7 protein-coding genes and 1 pseudogene are annotated in these 6,187 nt (G+C 64.2%); 2 read left to right on the forward strand and 6 right to left on the reverse strand.

Annotated features, from left to right (window positions below):
- From RHBS_RS22700 to RHBS_RS22710, 4 genes and pseudogenes are all read right to left on the reverse strand, one after another.
- Positions 1-338, reverse strand: a 338-nt coding sequence (locus RHBS_RS22700; RefSeq protein WP_187298571.1) for an acyl-ACP desaturase, incomplete at its 3' end; no start/stop codon positions are given.
- 128 nt (positions 339-466) lie between these two features.
- The gene (locus tag RHBS_RS22705; RefSeq protein ID WP_183130291.1) at positions 467-964 is read right to left on the reverse strand and encodes a GtrA family protein; all 498 of its coding nucleotides are present in this window, start codon (positions 962-964) and stop codon (positions 467-469) included.
- 95 nt (positions 965-1,059) lie between these two features.
- Positions 1,060-1,227 carry a hypothetical protein gene (locus RHBS_RS29225; protein ID WP_170945796.1) on the reverse strand — a complete coding sequence of 56 codons (168 nt, stop codon included), beginning with the start codon at positions 1,225-1,227 and terminating at the stop codon, positions 1,060-1,062.
- 115 nt (positions 1,228-1,342) lie between these two features.
- A pseudogene (locus RHBS_RS22710) lies at positions 1,343-2,729 on the reverse strand (hypothetical protein).
- Positions 2,730-2,886: 157 nt separating this feature from the next.
- On the opposite strand from RHBS_RS22710, the gene RHBS_RS22715 reads away from it, so the two are divergent.
- Positions 2,887-3,651, forward strand: coding sequence for a pirin-like bicupin family protein (locus RHBS_RS22715; protein ID WP_121871361.1), 765 nt, complete (start codon positions 2,887-2,889; stop codon positions 3,649-3,651).
- Positions 3,652-3,739: 88 nt separating this feature from the next.
- A complete protein-coding gene (locus tag RHBS_RS22720; RefSeq protein WP_237669588.1) occupies positions 3,740-4,009 on the forward strand; it encodes a DUF4190 domain-containing protein in 270 nt (89 codons plus the stop codon).
- Positions 4,010-4,047: 38 nt separating this feature from the next.
- On the opposite strand, the gene RHBS_RS22725 is transcribed toward RHBS_RS22720, so the two are convergent.
- Together RHBS_RS22725 and RHBS_RS22730 are read right to left on the reverse strand one after the other, a co-directional pair.
- Entirely contained in the window at positions 4,048-5,139 is a 1,092-nt protein-coding gene (locus tag RHBS_RS22725; RefSeq protein WP_237669590.1) for a GGDEF domain-containing protein, read from the reverse strand.
- Positions 5,140-5,244: 105 nt separating this feature from the next.
- A complete protein-coding gene (locus RHBS_RS22730; RefSeq protein WP_128646480.1) occupies positions 5,245-5,946 on the reverse strand; it encodes a hypothetical protein in 702 nt (233 codons plus the stop codon).
- Positions 5,947-6,187 lie beyond the last annotated feature (241 nt).

Here is a 6,187-nt window from a genome sequence, read left to right on the forward strand (position 1 = left end):
ACGATGCCGTGGCGGTTCTCTTCGGCGGTCCAGCGACCGACCCAGGTTCCCCAGGCACCGTCCTGGGAGAAGTTCTCGGCGATCTCACGGTGGTAGGATGGCAGGTTGTCCTCGGTGAGCAGGTTGGTGATCATCGCGGCCTGGGCGACGTCGGAGAGCTTGGACTGCTCCGGGTCGTAGTCCTGGCCGCCGAGTGCGGCGAAGTTACGACCTTCGTCCCACGGAACGTAGTCGTGAGGGTGCCACTCCCGCGCCATCGAAATGTGACGGTTCACATTGTCCTCGGCAGTGGGCACCAGCTCTTGCAGAAGCTCGAGCTGTGTCAGATCCCTGGCCATCGAGATGCCTCCTCGCGTTGACGTCAGCTCGCAAGCCTAGGACGATCGATGCGCATCAGGTGGAGCCTTGCCCAGATTCTGTTAGAGGTAGCAACCGACGCCGACACCGCGTGGTGCGACGTCACAGGTCATTTCTGGGCAGGTTCGAGGCCGGAGAAGTTCGGTGCGCGGAACACCCAGCCACGAAGAGCGAGGAACCGGGCGGCTCCGAAGATGCCACTCACAGCGATGACGACGAGAACCTGGAGATACGTCGCCGCTGCCCGGAACAGGATGTGCACGGCGGCCAGTGATGCGGTACTCAGGCCCAAACCGATCAGTGCCAGTCCCCCGGCTTCCCATTGCGTCTGGAACCAACCGACACGACCGGCTGCATGGAAGGTGTGACGACGGTGCAGCTCGTTGGCAAGGACGGTACTTGCGGCCACACCTGCGAGGTTGGCAGTGAACGATCCGAGGGAAGCGAGAGCGACGAACAACAGGGCGTACACACCGTTGCTCGATACCCCGACGATCACGAAGCGCGTGAACTGAGCGAGCACCGACTCCCCGAGCATCCGCGACCTGATGCGAGGCGCACAACCCGGCGACCCGGACGCAGCCGGAACTTTCAGGGAAGTGCTCACGAGGACTCCAGTTGTAGAACCGGAAGCGTCGGTCGGCGCTTCGACTCGATACAACTCCGCCCGCGAACGAATCGGTCTCGGACGTGACGGAAGTCTCAGGCCTTCGTGGAACTTTCTTCCCGAGCGCGCTTCTTACGGTCCAGGTCGATGTTGAGACTGTCGGGCTTGATCGATGCGACGAACAACACCGCAACGAGCACGACCACTACGACGATGGTGATGACGACCACCGCGATGCCGAAAATTGCCAAGATACCGTTCATGTCCTGCCTCCCGTGTCAGGCAATACGGTACTTGTCGTAGACAGGCCGGTCGACGTGCACCCCTGGGTCGTTACTGCAGGCTCCACTCCCGCACCCCTGGGTCGTAACTACAGGGTCAGCTCACCAGGCGCGCCACGGCCCGCATCGGCAACGACAGCCAGGTGGGCCGGTTGCGTGCCTCGTACAGAACTTCGTACACGGCTTTGTCCAGCTCGTATGCGCGCAACAGGTCGGACTCATCGCGGGGATCGTGCCCGGCCACCGAGGCGTATCCGTCGAAGAATGCCGCGATGCTGCGGGCCGCCCACTTCTCGGCTCGCTCTCGCGCTGACAGATCCTCGGGCAGATCGACCAGCAGGTGGTTGGCGGCGTAGTCGAACGAGCGCAGCATTCCCGCCACGTCACGCAGAGCGCTGTCCATCTGCCGACGCTCGGCCAGGGTCTTTGCCGGCTCACCCTCGAAATCGATGAGCAGCCACCGTTCGGGAGTGCCCAGCACCTGCCCCAGATGCAGATCGCCGTGGATGCGCTGCACCGTGGTGCTGTTCGACGCCTCCGCCCGCGAGATCAGAGCGGTCGCCGCCGGGATGTACTGCGCGATCTCCGGCACCACCCGCGCCACTCCCGAGATACGGGCAAGGATCTCCTCGACGGCGGTCGATTCCACCGACCGTTCGGCGGTACCGAGCTGCGATGCCAGGTCGTGGTGCACCTGCGCCACAGCTGCTCCGATTCGATGCGCGTCCGGGGCGAAATCGGCGGGCAATTCTTCGATCGGCGTCTGCGGAGAATCGAACACCTCTTGCACGCTGGCCAGCGCCGCAGTCCAGCCCTCGGCGGAGTTCGCGGCGAAATCCTGGGCCATGCCGAGCGTGGTGGGTTCACCGTCGACTTCGGCTTCGAGCCAGCCCCGAAGCGGCGCGACGTTGACGCTCCCCCGCCTCGGCCAGCGCGCGATGCAGTTCCACATCGGGGCTGATGCCCGGCGGCACCTGACGAAACAGCTTGAGCAACAGCAGATCACCGAGAATCACCGATGTGTTGGACTGCTCGGCCCCCAGAACCCGACCGCGCAGACCGCTCGGCACACTCGAACCGTCGACGATCTTGAATTCGATACCGCCAGTGGCCTTTCCGGCGGCAAGTGCATCCCCGTACAGGCCGATGATCTCGGGGTCGCGCAAAGCGTCGAACACCGCCACCTCGCCTGCCACGGGCAGTATCCACGGTCGGAGGTCGTCGGTCAGTTCGGTCCGGAAACCGAGGGGCACCTGGTAGGTCTGTGTGACGGCCGCACCGTCCTGCGTCAACTGCACCTCCACCAGCAGATGCTCGGCCGCGAAATGTGGCTCGTCCCGAAGCACGTCGCGCGCGACGATCCGCACCGCACCGACCGTCGATCCCTTTGCGCCGAACCACCGTTGACCTGGCAACCACGCCGCCAGAGCATCCTCGAGCTGGGTTTCGACCGTGCGTGCCACACTCGAGCTGGAACCGACCATGAGAATCTCTCGCCGCCTTCGGGGGAGTTTGCGGAGCTTGTGACCGTACGCAGCAAAACCTACCCACTCCCGGCGAGGCTCACACACCGACCGCAAAGACACCCGAACGTTATGCAGGTCGTACGCCGGTGCACAGACATGCTCGTAGAGTGGTCACATGTCCGCTCCACTGACCGCCCACATCGACGTACACCGCGCCGGTGATCGATCGAAAACCCGTGTGTCCTGGCTGGACTCGAAACATTCGTTCTCCTTCGGCCAGCACTACGACCCCGACAACACCCATCACGGACTGTTGCTGGTCAACAACGACGACATCGTCACTGCCGGTCAGGGTTTCGAGACACATCCGCATCGCGACATGGAGATCGTCACGTGGGTGATGCAGGGTTCGCTGGTGCATCAGGATTCCATCGGACACTCCGGAATCATCCATCCCGGCCTCGCGCAACGCATGACCGCAGGCAAGGGCATCATGCACTCCGAGAAGAACGACTCCTGGAGCATCGACGGCAACAGGCACACCGAACCCGTTCGCTTCGTGCAGATGTGGGTGATTCCGGACAGTCCCGGTGCCACGCCCGGATACGAGCAGCTCGAGATCGGCGACGAATTACTGCGAGGCGGGTTGGTCACCGTCGCGTCGGGGATGGACAAGCATCGTGGTCAGGCTGCGATCACCATAGGCCAGAAGTCGGCAGCGCTGCACGCGGCACGGTTGTTGCCCGGAACCTCGGTGACGGTGCCCGACGCCCCGTTCGTGCACCTGTTCGTCGCGCGCGGAACCGTCACGCTCGAGGGAGTGGGCGAGCTCTGGGAGGGTGACGCCGTCCGCATGAGTTCGACTGGTGGACAACGTATCACCGCTACCGAGCCGGCCGAGGTACTGATCTGGGAGATGCATTCGCGACTCGGCGGTTGACATCGGTGTTCGATGACACGTTGATCACGGGAGCTCGTGGTTCTCCTGGATCATCGTCGGCGGAATTCTGCTCGGCCTGATCGCCATCGTGCTCGGCTTCGTCGGACGGTCCAGGTACAAGAAGCGCACCGCCACCAACGGCACCGTGTCACTCTTCGCGATCATTCTCGGTTTCGTGGCCGCAGCGCTGTCCATCGTTCTCGTCGTCGTCGGCGTCGGTCTGTTCAACGCAGGTGGTGGCCAGGACTTCACCGAGTGCGTCTACAGAGCAGGCAGCGACACAGCGGCGCAACAGCAATGTGCCGACGAATTTCAGCAGAACATCGAGAACAGGTTCGACGACTCGACTCCGAACTGAGTCGCCGCACTCACGTCTCGGTGCCCGACGGAGTCCAATCACTTCGGGGCGTCGAGCCCGCCACGACCACCTGATTGCCGCCCTGCTGCTTGGCTTCGTACATCGCCGCGTCGGCTCGTCGCAGCAGCAGCCGTGGTGAGCTCGACGACGTCGAAACCGATGTCTTCGGAGATCGGATACGTGCAGTGTGCGACGCCTATGCTCACCGTCAGGGGTGCGGAGTCGTCCGCGGAATACGCGGCACAGCGATACTTTTCGGCCAGAGCGAGGGCCTCGTTCTCGGCCGATTTGGTCACCACCGCGAATTCCTCACCGCCCACCCGCGCAACCAGCACACCGTCCGTCGTCAACCGACGTGCGATGAGCTGCAGAGCCGCGTCCCCCTGGTGGTGACCGAATCTGTCGTTGATCGACTTGAAACGGTCCACGTCGACGACCATCACCGAGACATCGGCCGCACCGAGGAAATACACCGGTAGTGCCTCGTCGAGCCCTCTTCGGTTGCGCACCTGAGTGAGCGGGTCGAAGTTGGCCGCCTGCGCCTGGACCTGCAGTTTGAGGAGCAGGTACTGGAAGAAGGTGGGGCCCATGAACGTGATGGGGACGAGCACCACGAGTTGCGCGATGGCCAGACCGTGATCGGCGTCGGGCGAGAGCAAGATCAGCACGAAGAACAGCGTCACGGCGGTTGCGGCCCACAGCAGATGCAGCGCCATGACCCTCGGACTGTGGAAGAGCTGGACGTAGACGCTGTTGGCTGCGAGCATCGCGAGGGCCAAGAAGACGGTCTGAGGCGATCCGTAGGACAACAGAATCAGCGTTACTCCGATGTCCGAGTACGCGGCGAACATCAGGGACACCCGCTTCGACGGCCACGGACCCTTCAACCAGGCGACACCGACCAGCAGCGTCGACACGATCGCAACGACGAAGATCGACCGACCGATCGCAGAGGTCGGCGGGGCGTCGGTGAGCAACAGCAAAGCGGCTGCGCCGAGTCCGTACAGGAACGTGCTCAGAGAAGCAGCGAGGCGATACGGTGCGAGCGCACCGTGCAATCCGAGGTAGCTCACCACCGACTCGTAGCTGTGCGGTTGGTTCCACCACGTGCGCAGGAATGTCGATTGCACGTAACCTCCATGCGCGTTCGGCTCAGAGATCACGGACCCGACAGGACGCCACCATGTTGGACCGGGCCGGACAAATCGACCACCGCTGATGCTATCCGACCGACGTCACGCTCGGATGCCTCTTCGTCGGAACGCTGTGAAACCTCCTATACCGACGACGACGGCGACCACGACGAGCCACCCGATCGGCGCGAGGGCGAGTTCTGCTCCCGGCAATCGCGGAACGTGAGTGAAGGGCGAGAGATCGAGCCACGGCTGCGGCAGGCCCACCACCGACCCGACCTGGCCGAGGGCAACGAAGCCGCCCAGAACGGCCCACAGGACGGTCGCGAATCGAGGAACAGCACCGAACAGGGCCACGCCGATGGCCGTCACCACCCACACGGCCGGCAGCTGACCCAGTGCGCCGAGCAGGACGGACGGCAGTTCTCCTGCGATATCGCCGGTGGCCGACCCGTACGTCAGGCCGATGGTGAGGCCGACGACCAGCAGCAGCCGCGCTGGACCGAGGACGGCGAACAGGAGGTGACCTGCCAGCCACCGCAGGCGCGAGACGCCGGTGGACAGCACGATCTCGGCCAGCCCCGCCTCCTCCTCGCTGTGCAGCCGCAGCACGGCCGAGACCGAGTATGCCGCTACGACGACGCCCACGATGCTCAGTACGGCGGCGATGAACGATTGTTCGATGGTGCTGCCACCGAACTTCTCCAGTGCGTCGCTGATGACGGCACTGCTGCCGAGCTGCCCACCGATGCCGTGGGCGGACGAACCGATGGCGATGCCGAAAAGGGCGATGCGACGGTCCAACCCACGGTCGCGCCGCGAGTCAGTCGCCAGGCGAGCGCAACTGGCCCGGCCAGTGACCGGTCCGCCGTTGCTCGGCCACGGCGTTCGGCCAACAGTCCACTACCGAGATCGCGACGCTCGGCAGCAGCGAGCGCAGCGGTGAGGAACATCGCCGCGACGGCCAGTGACATCAGCATCGGCCACCACCTCTCGTCGGCGAACGGCCGCACCTGCGCCGACCAGCCGATCGGCGAGAACCACA

The sequence above is a fragment of the Rhodococcus sp. BS-15 genome (genome assembly GCF_000813105.1).
GTDB lineage: Bacteria > Actinomycetota > Actinomycetes > Mycobacteriales > Mycobacteriaceae > Rhodococcoides.